This is a genomic window from Trinickia sp. (assembly GCF_036503415.1).
Classification (GTDB): Bacteria; Pseudomonadota; Gammaproteobacteria; order Burkholderiales; family Burkholderiaceae; genus Trinickia.
This window is the reverse complement of the sequence record NZ_DASXWY010000083.1, coordinates 1-14,160: the sequence shown is the minus strand read 5'-3', so window position 1 is coordinate 14,160 and position 14,160 is coordinate 1. Positions and strand designations below refer to the sequence as shown.

Here is a 14,160-nt window from a genome sequence, read left to right as displayed (position 1 = left end):
CAGGCCGCGATGCCTATTTCTTGTGCGTTGCAGCGCAACACGCCGCGCTAGCGGCGTGCGAGCAGCGGCGCAAGATATTTCCCCGTGAAGCTCGCTTTCGATCTCGCAATCTGTTCGGGCGTACCCTGCGCGATGATCTGCCCGCCTCCCGCTCCGCCTTCGGGACCGAGATCGATGACCCAGTCCGCGGTTTTTATGACATCGAGATTATGCTCGATGATTACGACAGTATTGCCATGATCGCGTAACCGGTGAATGACTTCCAGTAGCAAGGCAATGTCATGAAAATGCAGGCCCGTCGTCGGTTCGTCAAGGATATAAAGCGTTCGTCCGGTATCGCGCTTCGAAAGTTCAAGCGATAGTTTGACGCGTTGCGCTTCGCCGCCCGATAGCGTGGTGGCCGATTGCCCCAGGCGGATATACCCGAGGCCCACATCGAGCAGCGTCTTCAGCTTGCGCGAAATGACAGGAACCGCGTTGAAGAACTCGTGCGCGTGCTCCACCGTCATATCGAGCACTTCGCTGATGTTTTTGCCCTTGTATTGGACTTCGAGCGTTTCGCGGTTGTAGCGCTTGCCGTGGCACACATCGCACGGCACGTAGACATCCGGCAGAAAGTGCATCTCCACCTTCAGCACGCCGTCGCCTTGGCAGGCTTCGCACCGTCCGCCTTTGACGTTGAATGAGAATCGTCCCGGGTCGTAGCCGCGTTCCTTGGCGGCAGGCACGCCGGCAAAAAGCTCGCGGATCGGCGTGAAAACGCCCGTGTAAGTGGCCGGGTTCGAGCGCGGCGTTCGGCCGATCGGCGATTGGTCTACGTTGATGACCTTGTCGAAATGCTCGAGCCCCTCGATCGATTCGTAAGGCGCGGGCTCTGTCGTCGATCCGTACAGATGCTGGGCGACGGCGTTGTAGAGCGTATCGTTGATGAGCGTCGATTTGCCGGAGCCCGACACGCCCGTCACGCAGGTGAGCAGGCCGACCGGCAGGTCGAGCGTCACCTGCTTGAGATTGTTGCCGTGCGCTTCGACGATGCGCAGGTGCCGCTCGTCCGGATCCTTGCGTTCATCGGGGAATTCGATGCGGCGCGCACCCGCGAGATATTGACCCGTCATCGAAGCCGCGTCGTCCTGCACCTCGTCGGGCGTGCCCTGCGAGATGATCATGCCGCCGTGCTCGCCCGCGCCGGGGCCCATGTCCACGACATAGTCGGCCATGCGGATCATATCCTCGTCGTGCTCGACGACGATGACCGAGTTGCCGAGATCGCGCAGATGCTTCAGCGTCGCGATGAGCCGGTCGTTATCGCGCTGGTGCAGGCCGATCGACGGCTCGTCGAGCACGTACATGACGCCCGTGAGGCCCGAGCCGATCTGCGACGCGAGGCGGATGCGCTGTGCCTCGCCGCCCGAGAGCGTATCCGCGCTGCGTTCCAGCGAGAGGTAGTCGAGCCCGACGTTGTTGAGAAACATGAGCCGGGCGACGATTTCCTTGATGACCTTTTCGCCGATCTCGCGTTTCGCGCCTTCGAGCGAGAGGGTCTGGAAATAGCCGAGCGCATCGCGCAACGGCGAGCCGCTGATTTCGTAGATGGCGCGTGCCTGGCCATCCGCGCCGAGCCGCACGAATCGCGCCTCTCGTCGCAGCCGCGAACCGTCGCAAGACGGGCACGGCTGATTGTTCTGATACTTGGCAAGCTCTTCGCGCACCGCGGCCGAATCTGTTTCGCGGTAGCGCCGCTCCAGGTTCGGGATGATGCCTTCGAAGACGTGTTCGCGCACGGTCGCGCGGCCGCGCTCGTTGATGTACGAGAACGGGATCGTCTCCTTGCCCGAGCCGAAAAGAATCAGTTTCTTGGTCTTCTCGGGCAAGTCTTCGAACGCCGTATCGATATCGAAGTCGTAATAGGCCGCGAGGCTTTGCAGCATCTGAAAATAAAACTGGTTGCGACGGTCCCAGCCTTTGACGGCACCCGCCGCGAGCGAAATCGACGGGTAGGCCACCACGCGCTTCGGATCGAAGAATGTGATCTGGCCGAGCCCGTCACAATCCGGGCACGCGCCCATCGGATTGTTGAACGAGAAAAGACGCGGTTCCAGTTCGGGCAACGAATACGAGCAGACGGGACACGCGAACTTCGAGCTGAACATATGCTCTTGTCCCGTATCCATTTCGAGGACGACCGCACGGCCGTCGGCGAGCCGCAGCGCCGTTTCGAACGATTCCGCGAGGCGCTGCTTCATATCGGCGCGCACTTTCAGGCGGTCCACGACCACGTCGATCGAATGCTTGTCGTTCTTCTTCAGCTTTGGCAGGGAATCGACATCGCAGATCGTGGCGGTGCCTTCGTTGGCGGTGCCGCCGCCCGAGCGGATCCGAAAGCGGATGAAGCCTTGCGCCTGCATCTGCTCGAAGAGCTCGGCATGTTCGCCCTTGCGGTTCGCCACGACGGGCGCGAGGATCATCAGCTTCGTTTCCTCGGGCAGTGCGAGGGCGGCGTCGACCATCTGCGAGACGCTTTGCGCTTCGAGCGCGATATGGTGATCGGGGCAGTAGGGCGTGCCGACACGTGCATAAAGCAGGCGCAGGTAGTCGTGGATTTCGGTGACCGTGCCGACCGTCGAGCGCGGGTTGTGCGAGGTCGCCTTCTGCTCGATCGAGATCGCGGGCGACAGCCCCTCGATGAGATCGACATCGGGCTTCTCCATCAGCTGCAGGAACTGCCGTGCGTAGGCCGACAGGCTCTCGACGTAGCGGCGCTGGCCTTCGGCGTATAGCGTATCGAAGGCGAGCGATGATTTGCCGGAACCCGACAAACCCGTGATCACGATGAGCTGATGGCGCGGCAGGTCGAGATTGACGTTTTTCAGGTTGTGGGTGCGGGCTCCACGGATGCGAATCTGTTCCATAACCTGGCGAGGGAGAAGGCCAAACCTGCTACTATAACGACTTTTCCAGACCGCCGTTACGGTGTCCTTACAGCGCGCGAGAAGGTGTTACCGGCGGGCGTGAATGCCGTCGCTTTCGGCGAATCCCAGACAAGACCCCCTGCAGATCTCCGGCTCGCCTTCGATGTCGAACGCTTCCGTTACCTCCTCACGCATGAGCGCGCCCGAGTTGCGCGCGACCGCGGCGCTCGCGGGCATTTTCGCGCTGCGCATGCTTGGTCTTTTCATGATCATGCCGGTCTTCTCCGTCTACGCGAAGACGATTCCCGGTGGCGACAACGTGCTGCTCGTCGGCATTGCGCTCGGTGCATACGGCGTGACGCAATCGATGCTCTACATCTTTTATGGATGGGCATCGGACAAGCTCGGGCGTAAGCCTGTCATTGCAGCCGGTTTGCTGATTTTCGCGATCGGCAGTTTCGTCGCGGCGATCGGACATTCGATGGCCTGGATCATCGTGGGCCGCGTGATTCAGGGCATGGGCGCCGTGTCGTCGGCCGTCATCGCATTCATCGCGGATCTCACGGCCGAGGAACATCGGACGAAAGCCATGGCCATGGTGGGTGGCAGCATTGGCATCTCGTTCGCCGTTGCGATCGTCGGCGCGCCTATCGTCTTTCATTTGGTGGGGATGAGCGGGCTGTTTATGCTCGTCGGCGTGCTGTCTGTGCTTGCGGTGGGCGTGGTGCTGTGGATCGTGCCCGATGCGCCGAAACCCGTGCACGTTCGTGCACCGTTTGCGGAGGTGCTGCGCAACGTCGAGCTTTTGCGCCTGAACTTCGGCGTGCTGGTGCTGCATGCGACGCAAACGGCGCTGTTCCTCGTTGTGCCCCGGATTCTCGAGGGCGGTGGCCTGCCGGTCGCATCGCACTGGAAGGTGTATCTGCCGGTGATGGGCCTGTCGTTCGTCATGATGGTGCCTGCCATCATCGCGGCCGAGAAGCGCGGCAAGATGAAGCCGGTACTCGTGGGTGCCATCGGTCTTATCCTGATCGGCCAATTGCTGCTCGGTGCCGCGCCGCATACGATTCTGACTGTGGCGGCGATACTCTTCGTCTACTTCCTCGGCTTCAATATTCTCGAGGCATCTCAGCCGTCGCTCGTGTCGAAGCTGGCACCGGGCACGCGCAAGGGGGCGGCAGCGGGCGTCTATAACACCACGCAATCGATCGGGCTTGCGCTCGGGGGTGTCGTGGGGGGATGGCTCATGAAGTCGGCGGGGCCGAACGCCGTCTTCTTTGCGTGCTCGGGGCTGGTACTTGGGTGGCTTATAATCGCCGCCAATATGAAGACGCCGCCGCGCAAGGTACAAGCCGCAGGCCGCGGCGAAGCGTGAGTTAACTGGAGAAACACATGGCATCCGTGAACAAGGTCATTCTCGTCGGTAACCTGGGCGCCGACCCGGAAGTGCGTTATCTGCCGAGCGGGGACGCCATCGCGAACATCAGGCTGGCAACGACCGATCGCTACAAGGACAAGACGAGCGGCGAAATGAAGGAGGCCACCGAATGGCACCGTGTGGTGTTTTTTGGGCGCTTGGCCGAGATCGTCAATGAATATCTGAAGAAAGGATCGGCCGTGTATGTCGAAGGTCGCTTGCGTACGCGCAAGTGGCAGGGCACCGATGGACAGGATCGGTATTCGACGGAAATCGTCGCTGACCAGATGCAGATGCTGGGTGGCCGCGGTGGCGCGGGCGGCGGCAGCGGTGGGATGGGCGATGACGGTGGATACAGCCGCGAGAGCAATGAGCGAGGCGGTGGGCGTTCGGGTGGTGGTGCCGGTGGTGGCGGTGCGCGCAGCGGCGGGGGCGCAAGTCGTCCTAGTGCGCCGGCCGGCGGTGGGTTGGATGAGATGGACGACGATATTCCGTTCTAGGCGGAACGTCGTCCTGTGGCGTAAAGATGGGTCATGAGGCCGGCTGCGAGCCTGCGAGGTTTGGCCCGCAGGGTTGTTGGCAGGCGGCACGATCAAGGAGCTTGTCAGCCGCGCTCGATACCCCCCTAATGATAGCCAAGTGGACTGGGAGTTCCCGGTCGGCGTCTTAGGCCTCGGTGAGTCTCACCGGGGCTTTTCGCTTTCTAGTGCTGGGAAAATCTTCAGTCCCCAATCCTCATACCCTTGCCCGAGCCGTTCTCGCCCGCCGCTGCAATAAGACTTGCGTTTCAGCACTCGATTTTCTTCACCTTTGGTCCCGTTGCCTAGTGCAAGCCGTCGCAAGCGTTTGCTCCGGCGATCGCATACAAACGCGTTCAATGCCCGTCCTTTGAGCGCGCCAGGCTTCGCGAAGTCCCCTAGGTGTTGGTCGACGCCGCAGCATTCAATAGATTGGTGCGCAGATTCACGATGGCTTTTTGCAGCACACGAAATTCTTCCGGCGACAGGCCCGCCGCCTTGGCCGTCACCTCGCGATAGTCGAACGCCTTTTCCCGCAACTGACGACCGGCCTCCGTCAACGACACCCGCACGCTGCGCTCGTCCTCCGTGTCGCGCTCGCGGTGCACATACCCCATCGCCTCCAAGCGCTTCAGCATGGGCGTCATCGTGCTCGGCTCCAGAAAAAGGTTCTCGCTCAGGTGCTTGACCGTCTGGTTGTCCTCTTCCCACAGGCAAATGATGGTGACGTACTGCGGATAGGTGAGGCCGAGCTCCTCCAGCACGGACTTGTAGACGCGTGAGTACGCGAGGTTGGTCGAGTAGATCGCAAAGCACATGAAGTCGCCGAGCTTGGCCGTGTGCTTGCGAGCGTCGGATCGAGTGCTCATCTGGTCGCCCCAAAAATAGTTATCGAAGTAATGATTATCGTACTTGAAAACGGCTGCGAGGCGGTGTACAGTTATCGCAACAATGATTATCGCGATAAGAAATGGCTCCGATCGTTCCACACCACTCGACCACCACCTCTCATCACAAGGGAAAGCAAATGAGCAAGCACACCACCGTCAGTCGCCTGGCTGCGGCCGTCCTCGCCCTCGCGGGCACGCAATTCGGCCTGCTGGGAACGGCCCAAGCCCAACCGGCAAGCGCCCCGCCGAGCGCGACCGTACCGGCAAACCAGGGGGGGGCGACCTTCAAGTCGATCAAGCAGATCGACGCCGGTGTGCTCAACGTCGGCTACGTCGATGAAGGCCCGGCCGATGGCCCCGTCGTCATCCTGCTGCACGGCTGGCCGTACGACATCCACAGCTTCGTTGACGTCGTGCCCATGCTGACGAAGGCCGGCTATCGCGTGATCGTTCCGTACCTGCGCGGCTACGGCACGACGCGCTTCCTCGATGCCAATGCCGTGCGTAACGGCGAGCCCGCGGCGCTCGCTTCCGATGTGGTCGCGCTGATGGATGCGCTCAAGATCGACAAGGCCATCCTCGCCGGCTATGACTGGGGCGCACGTACGGCGGACATCGTTGCGGCACTGTGGCCGGAGCGGGTCAAGGGTCTCGTCTCCGTGAGCGGCTATCTGATCGGCAGCCAGGATGCGGGCAAGCAACCGTTGCCGCCGAGCGCCGAACTGCAGTGGTGGTACCAGTTCTACTTCGCTACCGAGCGTGGCCGCGCCGGCTACGAAAAGAACCACCACGATTTCGCCAAATTGATCTGGCAAACCGCGTCGCCGCGGTGGCACTTCGACGATGCCACCTACGAGCGCAGCGCCGCCGCGCTCGACAATCCGGACCAGACCGCCATCACCATCCATAACTACCGTTGGAGGCTCGGCCTGGCCAAGGGCGAAGCGAAGTACGACCCGCTTGAAGCGCGCCTGGCCAAGTCACCGTCCATCACGGTGCCAACGATCACGATGGAAGGTGACGCCAACGGTGCGCCGCATCCAGAGCCCGCAGCTTACGCCAAGCGCTTCACGGGCAAGTACAAGCACGAACTCATCACCGGCGGCATCGGCCACAACCTTCCGCAGGAAGCGCCGCGCGCGTTCGCTGATGCCGTGATCGAAGTCGATCACCTCTGATGGGCGCGCGAGCGTTGCCTCGCCTACCGGGCCGCTCGCACAACCGATTCATCCCTTTGCACTCTGTCGTTCCATGACTCACTGAATCAATCACTCAATCGTCTGAAAGGAAGCGTCATGAGCAAAATCGAAAACGTCCTCTACACCGGCAAGACACACACCACCGGCGGCCGTGAAGGCGCGGCGAAAAGCGACGACGGCCGTCTCGACATCAAGCTGTCTCGTCCGGGCAGCCGAGGCGACGGCACCAATCCCGAACAGCTCTTCGCAGCCGGGTGGTCGGCTTGCTTCATCGGCGCGATGGGACGGGCCGCGAAAGAGCGGAACATCAGCGTGCCCCCCGGCGTCGCCGTCGATGCCGAAGTCGACCTGGGCACCGGCGCTGGCGGCTTCCTTCTGCAGGCGCGCTTGAGCGTAAGCCTGCCTGGTCTGCCGCGCGATGTTGCGCAAGAGTTGATGGAGGCGGCGCATCAAATCTGCCCCTATTCGAAGATGTCGCGCGGCAATATCGGCGTGACCCTCAGCCTGGCATAAGCCGCCACCGCAAAGCGAGAAAGGAGTCCATCATGAATGTCAGGAAATACGTCGGGAAATGGCTGATGTCGATCGCGACTTCCACAGCGTTCGCCGCCCTCGCGTCGGCGGCGCATGCGGAAATGCCCATCACCGCCGTCCAGGGCACGGCTGCCAAGCCCACCATCGTGCTGATCCACGGCGCTTTCGCCGATTCGAGCAGTTGGGATGGTGTGGCGAAGCGCCTCACCGCCAAAGGTTATCCGGTGTTGAGCGTCGCCAATCCGCTGCGCGGCGTCGGCAACGATGCGCAGTACACGGCCGGCGTGATCGGTGCCGTCAAGGGGCCGATCGTGCTGGTCGGCCACTCCTATGGCGGCATGGTCATTTCCAAGGCTGCCGAGGGCAATGCCGAAGTGAAGGCTTTGGTCTATGTCGCCGCGTTCGCTCCCGACGCGGGAGAGACCGTCGCCGGCCTGGCGGGCAAGTTCCCCGGCAGTACACTTGGCGATGCGCTTGCCGATCCCGTGCCGCTGGCTGACGGCGGCAAGGACCTCTATATCCGGCAGGACCAGTTCCCGCAGCAGTTTGCCGCTGACATATCGCCGCAACATGCGGCGCTGATGGCCGCGGGGCAGCGTCCGGTGACGGTGGCTGCACTCAATGAAGCGGCTAATGGTTCCGCGTGGAAGCAGTTGCCGTCCTATTTCGTGTACGGCACCGCCGACAAAAACATCCCGCCCGACGCGATGCGCTTCATGGCCAAGCGCGCGCACGCGAAGGACGTCGTCGAAGTGCAGGGCGCGTCTCACGTGGTCATGGTCTCGCACCCCGATGCGGTGGCGAAGGTGATCGAAGAGGCCGCTGACAACAAATAAGAGCATTCAAGCCGTGGCCGGCGGCGCTGCATGACGCGGGCGGGCAGCACTGATCGCCGCCCGCCCGGGTCACTCGTTATCGAGCCGATCGCATCGGTTTGTCTGCTTCGTCCGAGGGAATTCATCATGATGTCTTATCTCCGAAAGCTTTTTCGCGAGCGCCTTGGTTGGGTCGCCGGTGCCACTCTCGTCGCACTGGGTGCGGGTGCTGCAACGTTCCAGAACATGCCGGTAGCCGACGCCGCCGGAGGCGGTCTCAACGCAAGCCAGGCCTATCGCAGCGGCCTGCCTTTTCTGGGCGCGCTTCCCTCGCTGGCAGGCGCGACGACATGGCTGAACTCGCCGCCGCTCGATACGGCACAGTTGCGCGGCAAGGTGGTATTGGTCGATTTCTGGACCTACTCCTGCATCAACTGCATCCGCACTTTGCCGCATGTGCGCGCCTGGGCCGAGAAATACCGCGATCAGGGTCTGGTTGTGATCGGCGTGCACACGCCGGAATTCAGTTTCGAGAAAGACACCGCGAATATCGAAAAGGCGATCGCGCGTTTCAAGATCGACTATCCGATCGCCGTCGACACCGAGCATCGCGTCTGGGACACCTTTCACAACAACGTATGGCCTGCGTTCTACATCGCCGACGCGCAAGGACAGATACGGGCGCATTTCGTCGGCGAAGGAAACTATGACAAGACGGAGAAGATCATCCAATCGTTGTTGGCGGAAGCCGGCAAGCACGACGCGATGGGCGCATTGACAACCCCGCAGGCCAGCGGCGAACAGGCCGCGCCCGACATCGCGCACCTGCGTTCCGGGGAAACCTATGTCGGCTACGAACAAGCATCGAACTTCGTTTCGCGTAGCGGCTTGAAGCGGGACGTTGCCTATGAGTACTCGATCAGCGATCCGGGATTGAACGAATGGAGCCTCGGTGGCAATTGGACTGTCGGCGCGGAACGCACGACGCTGAACCGGGCTGGCGGCAGCATCGCCTATCGGTTCGCTGCACGCGACTTGCACCTGGTTCTCGGGCCCAGTGCCGATCGCACGCCAGTGCGTTTTAAAGTCAGGATTGATGGACATGCGCCCGGCGAAAATCACGGTTCGGACACCGATCCCGCAGGCAATGGCATTGTTACCCAGACGCGTCTTTACCAGCTCGTGCGCCAGTCCGGCGTGGTGAAGGAACACGTGTTCGACATTCGTTTCCTTGATCCCGGCGTCGGCGCATTTGCCTTCACTTTCGGCTGACTGGCCGACTGGCCGACTGCTTGCTCCGCACCCCTTCGGGTGCGGACGGTTTGGAGGCTGCAACGTCAGCCGCGTCGAGCAGCTTCGATTGTCGCTATATCGATCTTTTTCATGCCCATCATGGCGTCGAACGCGCGCTTGGCCGCCGCTCGATCAGGATCGGCGATCGCGGCCATCAGAACGCGTGGAGTAATCTGCCATGACACTCCCCACTTGTCCTTGCACCAGCCGCATTCGCTTTCCTGGCCACCGTTTTGAACGATCGCATTCCATAAGCGATCCGTTTCAGCCTGGTCATCGGTCGCAACCTGGAACGAGAATGCCTCGTTGTGCTTGATTCCCGGGCCTCCGTTCAAGCCGAGGCAGGGGATGCCCATCACCGTGAACTCGACCAACAATACATCCCCCTGCGTGCCAGCCGGGTAGTCGCCGGGAGCGCGACGGACTGCGCCCACCGCGCTATCCGGGAACGTTTCGGCATAGAACTTCGCGGCGTCCAACGCGGTGCCGTCGTACCAAAGACAGATCGTGTTTTTGCTGGCCATTTCGATTCTCCTGATAGGGGATGCAGAGAAAGGTTCATCGAAGGGGAAAGGCTACGACTATTTGAGGAGGCCTGGGCACCCCCGTTGAAACCAACAACGCCTGCGTCCCCGATTTTGCGAGCTCTGTTGTAGATTGCACAACTGCCGTTGTATTTTCCACAACAACGCTCACGCGCGTGGTCAGAATCGCCGCATCCATGATGAAGTCCGTGAAGGCGACATCTCGCGCGCTCAGGCGGCCAAGCTCCACAAGGACGACCGGAAAATTCGCCGCGAAGAGCGGATGATGGCAAGCCAGAACAATGGCCACATCACCAAACAGGAGCGGCGCACGCTGAACCAGCAGGAAAACCAGGTGAGCAAGAAGATCGTCTAGTGAGTCGGCGGTATGTCCGGCGCGCTCGCCGCAAGGCGCGCCGCTACCGCAGCGATGAATCCTACGGACGGAGTGTCCCGCGTTTGCCGATTACTGGCGCGATGCGATCTGCCAGCTTATCGCGCGGGCCGCTGGAAATGACAATGGAATACGCGAAGCGGCGATTCGCTTAGATCAGCCGCGCAAGCACACGAAGCCATCGAGCATGGGCAACTTGTGGCACTGCACGACGTCCCGACAGGCGGTTCAGCAGTCTCGACAGACCGCCAGGTCGACGTTCCATATACCCGCGTACGACTGCTACCACGGTCTCTTGAGACCAGCCTTCCATCTCCGGCACGGCCCATGGCGAGAGGTTGCCCCGCAACGCCGGCGCGACTTCATCTCTGAGTATCCGTTCGAGTTCTTCGCGTCCGTACCCCGACGCACGCAGCGTCTGAGCAATTGCAACGTAATCGTATTCCTGTAACTCCCGGCCGACGAATAGTTCGGCGAGTGCTTCCCACACAGGTGCTCGACGTTGGGTGTCCAGTAGTTCGCGCACTATCGTCACCGCGTGGGCCGAGGGTAAAGCACGCTGAAGCCCGCATCGGCGCCATATGCTACCCGGCGCGGACCGCCTCGCGTAATTCCGTTGAGCTTGCCGCAATGTCATGGGCGTAGCGCATTCGCGCCTGCGCGTCGCGAATGCAGCTGGCGCTGAATTGCGAGGCCGATCCTTGCAGCTCGGCAAGCGCTCGTTCGAGCGCCTGGCGGTCGTTTGAAGCAGGCAGGTTCGTCTGTTCGGGAGCCATGAAGCCGTATTCGAGAACTACGAATCCGAATGCTACGGCAAATACGACGTCGACGGCGCGTGTTGCTCACTCCCAAATCTGGTGGGAGTCCGACGTAGAAGCGGCAATGCTTCGATGCGTCTCGCCGCGCCGCCTCATGACGTTTGCAGAAGCGTCACCGATGCAGTAACGGCATTAGAACGAACAACTCGGCACGCTGCCCGACGTCGTAAAGTTCGACGTAGTCACGCCCGTTCCCGCTGGAACGTCGTTCGAGTTATATAAACCAACCTTGGCATACTGATCCCCGCTTTGCGCAGTGGCATCGAGATTGACGTTGGCCAGATATGCCCCGACCGGGTAACTCGCGTTGAGCCCGGCGATCTTCGTATACGCGCCCGACACCGATTGGATCGAGTAAGCCCCATTGACGAAGATGTTCGACAGCGCAGGACTACCGCCGGTCGTGCAACTGTTGTAGTTCGTATCCATGACGATCATGTGCTTGACATGGATCATGCATGTATTGACGTAGCTCACATTCTTCACTGTCAGCGAACACGGTCCAGTCTTGACGTTGATGCCGTTGTCGTTCGTCGACAGCGTGCCATTCAAGTCGTAGCCGTACACGTAATTGTCCTTGAACAGAATGTTCGAGACCGTGTTCTTGTCGATGCTGCCGACGGATAAACCATGGGTGCCGTACAGCCTCGTGTCGGATACAGTGACGTTCGAAATGTTTCCGGAATTGGTCTTGATGGCGATGCCGTCGTCGCCGGCTTCGATGGTCGAATGGATCACGGTGGCGTTGGTCAGGCTATCGATGTCGATACCATCTGCGTTCTTGCGCGTCGCGGGTGTACGGATAGACACGCCCCACGCTGTAAACCCGTTGCCGCCCTCGACGTACAGGTTCGGGTGCGCGGCCTGTGTCAGCGTGATGTTATAGACGATGAAGTTAGAAATCTTGCTGGCCTGCACGAGCCTCGGCGTTCCGGAGATGATGTCGCCGCGCCCATCGACCGTACCCGGTCCCATCAACGATGCGTTGGTGCCCGAGAATGCCAGCAGGTTAGCCTTGCTCGCATAGTTGTTCCCGATCAGCGTTGCGCCGGAACCGATGACGAGGCCTGCTCCCTTGATCGTCAGGCTTCCCGTGTAGAAGGCGTCGTCGGAGCCGGACGGTGCAAGCACCACGCTTTGTCCCGTACCCGCGCATGCACTTAACGCGTCCTGAATGCGGCTCGTATCATCGGTGCTCGGCGGCGATGAACGCATCGAACTGGAGAAATTCGCGTAAAGCGTCTTGCAGACGACAGGGTAAGTCGGCTCCGTTACCGCCCGGCTATCGCCCGTCGCAAGCGTCTGTGCGTGCGCGGATCCGGCGGCGAAGAGAAATCCAGTAAAGAGGAAGCTTAATTTGCTTTTTATCGTCATTGCCACACCCACCTGTTGTTGTACTTCGTTTTATTGAGCGCAAGACAATGCGCCGAGGTGAACCGTTACAATTCGTTCCGCACGAAATTGTATTCGCGCGAACGTTGCGTTTTAACGTTTGCGCGTGTAAGGGAATCCTGCAAATTGCGTGCGGATGGCTGCAATTGCTTGTCCGCCGGCATGGGGTAAAAAGCGGATCTGAATGTCTGCCGTTTTAACGTTCGCCTTACATGTCTTTCATCCCATCATTTGGGAAAAAGGACGGGGATGTAACCGGGGATTAACGGAGCCCGTGGGACTTCTCTTCTCGCATCGGCTGTAGCCCCTTATGCTCCGACGTAGCGGACATAAGACATGCGCAAAGGCTAAGCACCTGATAAATCTATCCTTACAACTTGGCACAAGTCCTCATAACCATCGCCGCTAGAGTGAATTGCAAGCCATGGCGACGGGCATTCCATCTGCAGATGGGGCCGCGCGCGTCGGTGGGCTGAAACGAACAGGGAGGGCTCTATCATGAAAGCACGTTCCATCATTTATTCAGCTTTGATCTCGGTCGCAGCTACAGGGGCATCGTTCGCTACAGGAACTGCGTTCGCACAACACTCACCATTTCAATCCGCATATGGTCAGGCGCGGTTGATCCCGGTCGGTGCCAGTATCGAAATTGGCGTGCATAACGACCGGTACTGGGATGGTCACCGCTATTGGGCGCATGACGAATGGCGTCGCGACCACCCACGCGATCGCGACCCTTGGCTTCACGAACACGAACGTCGCATTCGCCATCATCGCGACGATGACGAGCCGCATCGATACTGACCGCACAGCCAGAGGCCCGTGGGGGCCGGCTATTCACTCGGGCAAGAGCCGGTTGCTTTGATGAGGCAACCGGCTCTGCTGCATTCGGGATTTGGGAGAAGCGGGTGACCATCCAATTGCTCCCGGACCACACGCGTATCAACGCGAAGCTTGCTCGAATCCATGGCGAATGTTCCTCAACATACGGATTGTCGCTGGCTGTGCGCGTTGAACCTCCTTGCTTGGCGAGGCCGCCAATTTGTCCCATTCCTGTTCGAGCCGGGCGATCCCGAATTCCTGAGCTGCGTCGAGCAGCGTGGTGAACCGAGGATCAAGCAAGGCGCGTTGGAGATAAACGGCATCGTCGGCGCCGCGATTGGACCATACGAGTTCAGGATGTCGATCGCGCTGCCATGGGTGCCCCTCAGGAGATGTCCGAGGCAAATTTACCGCGATTGCGACCGCTTACGAAGCAGGGCACTCCAATTTGCACTCGGGCGTTGCTACGCAGTGCGGGTTTTTGCGGGAAGCGTGTCGGCATCGGAGCATGCTGGCGCATCGTTCCGATATTCAGCGTTCAGCACGTCGCTCGTTGAACGCGATTGCCGCGCCCGCGCTGAGCAGGCAACAGGGCACGACATACCAGGCGACCGACATCGGGTTGGCCGTCCATT

General features: G+C 60.7%; 12 protein-coding genes and 1 pseudogene. 8 read left to right on the top strand and 5 right to left on the bottom strand.

Features of this window, described 5'->3' with window-relative positions:
- Positions 1-47: 47 nt before the first annotated feature.
- On the bottom strand, positions 48-2,909 hold the full coding sequence (gene uvrA / locus VGL01_RS11190; protein ID WP_331569244.1) for an excinuclease ABC subunit UvrA: 2,862 nt from the start codon (positions 2,907-2,909) through the stop codon (positions 48-50).
- Positions 2,910-3,072: 163 nt separating this feature from the next.
- Here uvrA and VGL01_RS11185 point away from each other — a divergent pair, with 163 nt between their 5' ends.
- Together VGL01_RS11185 and VGL01_RS11180 are read left to right on the top strand one after the other, a co-directional pair.
- Positions 3,073-4,284 carry an MFS transporter gene (locus VGL01_RS11185; protein ID WP_331569242.1) on the top strand — a complete coding sequence of 404 codons (1,212 nt, stop codon included), beginning with the start codon at positions 3,073-3,075 and terminating at the stop codon, positions 4,282-4,284.
- Positions 4,285-4,301: 17 nt separating this feature from the next.
- Positions 4,302-4,826 carry a single-stranded DNA-binding protein gene (locus VGL01_RS11180; RefSeq protein WP_331569240.1) on the top strand — a complete coding sequence of 175 codons (525 nt, stop codon included), beginning with the start codon at positions 4,302-4,304 and terminating at the stop codon, positions 4,824-4,826.
- 416 nt (positions 4,827-5,242) lie between these two features.
- On the opposite strand, the gene VGL01_RS11175 is transcribed toward VGL01_RS11180, so the two are convergent.
- Entirely contained in the window at positions 5,243-5,713 is a 471-nt protein-coding gene (locus VGL01_RS11175; RefSeq protein WP_331569238.1) for a MarR family transcriptional regulator, read from the bottom strand.
- Positions 5,714-5,871: 158 nt separating this feature from the next.
- Between VGL01_RS11175 and VGL01_RS11170 the strand changes: the two genes are divergently transcribed.
- The 4 genes from VGL01_RS11170 (at position 5,872) to VGL01_RS11155 (ending at position 9,554) form a co-directional block, all read left to right on the top strand.
- Positions 5,872-6,912, top strand: coding sequence for an alpha/beta hydrolase (locus VGL01_RS11170; RefSeq protein WP_331569236.1), 1,041 nt, complete (start codon positions 5,872-5,874; stop codon positions 6,910-6,912).
- A 117-nt stretch (positions 6,913-7,029) separates the two neighbouring features.
- Positions 7,030-7,446, top strand: coding sequence for an organic hydroperoxide resistance protein (locus VGL01_RS11165; RefSeq protein ID WP_331569234.1), 417 nt, complete (start codon positions 7,030-7,032; stop codon positions 7,444-7,446).
- Between the two features lie 65 nt (positions 7,447-7,511).
- Positions 7,512-8,303, top strand: coding sequence for an alpha/beta hydrolase (locus tag VGL01_RS11160; RefSeq protein WP_331569232.1), 792 nt, complete (start codon positions 7,512-7,514; stop codon positions 8,301-8,303).
- Positions 8,304-8,429: 126 nt separating this feature from the next.
- Entirely contained in the window at positions 8,430-9,554 is a 1,125-nt protein-coding gene (locus VGL01_RS11155; protein ID WP_331569230.1) for a thioredoxin family protein, read from the top strand.
- A 65-nt stretch (positions 9,555-9,619) separates the two neighbouring features.
- Here VGL01_RS11155 and VGL01_RS11150 read toward each other — a convergent pair whose 3' ends face one another.
- Entirely contained in the window at positions 9,620-10,099 is a 480-nt protein-coding gene (locus VGL01_RS11150) for a VOC family protein (protein WP_331569228.1), read from the bottom strand.
- Positions 10,100-10,277: 178 nt separating this feature from the next.
- Between VGL01_RS11150 and VGL01_RS11145 the strand changes: the two are divergent.
- Positions 10,278-10,475, top strand: a pseudogene (locus VGL01_RS11145) (hypothetical protein); the annotation flags it as partial.
- Positions 10,476-10,644: 169 nt separating this feature from the next.
- On the opposite strand, the gene VGL01_RS11140 reads toward VGL01_RS11145, so the two are convergent.
- Positions 10,645-11,130, bottom strand: a complete 486-nt coding sequence (locus tag VGL01_RS11140; protein WP_422664590.1) for a DUF7079 family protein — start codon at positions 11,128-11,130, stop codon at positions 10,645-10,647.
- A 313-nt stretch (positions 11,131-11,443) separates the two neighbouring features.
- A complete protein-coding gene (locus tag VGL01_RS11135) occupies positions 11,444-12,685 on the bottom strand; it encodes a glycosyl hydrolase family 28 protein (protein ID WP_331569224.1) in 1,242 nt (413 codons plus the stop codon).
- 516 nt (positions 12,686-13,201) lie between these two features.
- On the opposite strand from VGL01_RS11135, the gene VGL01_RS11130 reads away from it, so the two are divergent.
- Positions 13,202-13,507 carry a hypothetical protein gene (locus VGL01_RS11130; RefSeq protein WP_331569222.1) on the top strand — a complete coding sequence of 102 codons (306 nt, stop codon included), beginning with the start codon at positions 13,202-13,204 and terminating at the stop codon, positions 13,505-13,507.
- Positions 13,508-14,160: the final 653 nt, after the last annotated feature.

Excerpts from the sequence above, each read along its gene's own strand:
- uvrA (WP_331569244.1), bottom strand. The coding sequence starts at position 2,909 with ATGGAACAGATTCGCATCCGTGGAGCCCGCACCCACAACCTGAAAAAC.
- VGL01_RS11185 (WP_331569242.1), top strand. The coding sequence starts at position 3,073 with ATGTCGAACGCTTCCGTTACCTCCTCACGCATGAGCGCGCCCGAGTTG.
- VGL01_RS11180 (WP_331569240.1), top strand. The coding sequence starts at position 4,302 with ATGGCATCCGTGAACAAGGTCATTCTCGTCGGTAACCTGGGCGCCGAC.
- VGL01_RS11175 (WP_331569238.1), bottom strand. The coding sequence starts at position 5,713 with ATGAGCACTCGATCCGACGCTCGCAAGCACACGGCCAAGCTCGGCGAC.
- VGL01_RS11170 (WP_331569236.1), top strand. The coding sequence starts at position 5,872 with ATGAGCAAGCACACCACCGTCAGTCGCCTGGCTGCGGCCGTCCTCGCC.
- VGL01_RS11165 (WP_331569234.1), top strand. The coding sequence starts at position 7,030 with ATGAGCAAAATCGAAAACGTCCTCTACACCGGCAAGACACACACCACC.
- VGL01_RS11160 (WP_331569232.1), top strand. The coding sequence starts at position 7,512 with ATGTCGATCGCGACTTCCACAGCGTTCGCCGCCCTCGCGTCGGCGGCG.
- VGL01_RS11155 (WP_331569230.1), top strand. The coding sequence starts at position 8,430 with ATGATGTCTTATCTCCGAAAGCTTTTTCGCGAGCGCCTTGGTTGGGTC.
- VGL01_RS11150 (WP_331569228.1), bottom strand. The coding sequence starts at position 10,099 with ATGGCCAGCAAAAACACGATCTGTCTTTGGTACGACGGCACCGCGTTG.
- VGL01_RS11140 (WP_422664590.1), bottom strand. The coding sequence starts at position 11,130 with ATGACATTGCGGCAAGCTCAACGGAATTACGCGAGGCGGTCCGCGCCG.
- VGL01_RS11135 (WP_331569224.1), bottom strand. The coding sequence starts at position 12,685 with ATGACGATAAAAAGCAAATTAAGCTTCCTCTTTACTGGATTTCTCTTC.
- VGL01_RS11130 (WP_331569222.1), top strand. The coding sequence starts at position 13,202 with ATGAAAGCACGTTCCATCATTTATTCAGCTTTGATCTCGGTCGCAGCT.